At 64.1% G+C, this 1,779-nt stretch carries 2 protein-coding genes; one reads left to right on the top strand and one right to left on the bottom strand.

Going from position 1 to position 1,779, the window contains the following annotated elements:
• Positions 1–8: 8 nt before the first annotated feature.
• The gene (locus SJ20_RS12230; RefSeq protein WP_052833462.1) at positions 9–521 is read right to left on the bottom strand and encodes a hypothetical protein; all 513 of its coding nucleotides are present in this window, start codon (positions 519–521) and stop codon (positions 9–11) included.
• A 756-nt stretch (positions 522–1,277) separates the two neighbouring features.
• Here SJ20_RS12230 and SJ20_RS10695 point away from each other — a divergent pair.
• The gene (locus SJ20_RS10695) at positions 1,278–1,670 is read left to right on the top strand and encodes an SHOCT domain-containing protein (protein WP_044659893.1); all 393 of its coding nucleotides are present in this window, start codon (positions 1,278–1,280) and stop codon (positions 1,668–1,670) included.
• Positions 1,671–1,779: the final 109 nt, after the last annotated feature.

Raw genomic sequence — 1,779 nt, 5'->3', positions numbered from 1 at the left:
AACGATTGTCAGACATGCCCTAAGTCTGACGCGCGACAGGAGTCCACCTTGCGATGGTGGGTGTAAGTGAGCATCTCGAGAGCGTGGAAGTTCTCGGCGTTGATGACCGTATGGAAGGGCTTGCCACCGCCGTTCTCGACTCGGCCGGTCTCGACGAGGCCGGGGTACATGTGATCGCGGAACTCAGCGACGACGACGAGATCGGAAATGGCCGCCTGGGCCTCCTGCTCGCCGTCGACGGCGGTCAGGCGGGCGGTGCCGGTAGTGCGGTCGATGTGGTCGACGTGCCAGAGGGTCTGGTCACCTTTCTTGGTCTCCCCGCGGGGCGGGAGTATGCGGACCTTGTCCCCCTTGCGGACGGGCCGAGAGGGCAGTTCCACGGCCTCGGGGCGGTGCCCCTCGAACACGAGTCCGAACTGGCGCTGACGCCGGGTGCGGTTCTTGATCTCGCGTTCGAGGTTGGCCGCGAGGTCTGGGTTCGTGGCGCGGACCTGGCCGAGGAGGTCAGAGAGGCTGGACATAAGGGTGGATGCCTTCGCGTGTGTGCCAGTAGGTGTCGATGGTGGCGACCTTCCGAGAGTAGGCCGGGCGTCGTTCTAACGACTGGGGCGACACGCTTTGGTCTTTCGCCACGGCCCCGGTCAAGCGCGCCCGCCGCCATGAGCGCACGGCCGGGTTCACCCGCGCCGACGAGTACGGGCCCGCGTACACATCACCAGGGGGCTTGCCACCTGAGAGGCGGGAGGCCGCCTAACCTAGAGCCGCTCCCACGGGACCACGTGGACACATCCAGACCCCCGCGGGAGCCTTCCCAGGCGCAGGCCCGCGGGGGTCTTTCCATGCCCAGACGAGTCCGCCAGGCCCTCGGGACGCCCGCGGCGTCGCCCGGGAGGCCAATCCTGTGCGTAAAGAAGCCCCCGGGAGACTCGTCCGAGTCTCCCGGGGGCTTCCCCTGTGGAACGTACAAACCGTTCCCTGGCCGTCTTGCAAACGGCCCGCGGTGCGCGAGGGGGGACTTGAACTGACCTCGACCCCCTCGCGCCGCGAATCTTGGAAGGGCGTTCTGCCGCATGAAATCAACGATCTACGGCATGTGCCCTGTGGATGACTCCACCGCGATACCTCGACCTGCAGGTTGCTTAGCACTTTCGTTAGCACTTTTGCGGCGCGCCCAGCTCTGGCTGAGGTAGGCAGGGGCCGCTTGCCGCTTGCTACCCTGGGTTCACACGAAACTCTAGGCTTGGCCCCCAACCGGGCCGGAAGGTGAGGTCAGGAACATGGACTTCTGGAGCACGATCTGGGATGCGATCTGGTGGTTCTTCACCATCTTTGTGTTCGTCGCCTACCTCATCGCACTGTTCTCAATCATCAGTGATCTCTTCCGGGACCGCGAACTCAGCGGCGTCTACAAGGCGATCTGGCTGCTTTTCCTCATCTTTGTTCCGTTCCTCACGGCGCTCGTTTACCTGATCTTCCGCGGTCGTGGGATGGGCGATCGAGCCGAGCGACAGGCACGAGAGGCCAAAGCAACGGCGGACGACTACATCCGGACTGTTGCTGGGGGACCTGCGTCTGAGATCGCGCAAGCCAAGCAGCTACTCGACAGCGGAACTATCTCCGAGGCGGAGTTCCAGAGTCTGAAGCAAAGCGCGCTGGATGGTTCCCGTTAGCGTTGTCGGGCAAGTGCACGAGCGTCCTCGCCGCGGCTACGACTGCAAACGTCTCTTCGGCAGCCGGGAAGAAGTCGACGGTGGTATCTAGGGCGTGTCTGAGAATAGA

The sequence above is a fragment of the Micrococcus sp. MS-ASIII-49 genome (assembly GCF_000946635.1).
Lineage (GTDB): Bacteria > Actinomycetota > Actinomycetes > Actinomycetales > Micrococcaceae > Micrococcus > Micrococcus luteus.
This window is presented reverse-complemented; position numbering and strand designations above follow the sequence as displayed.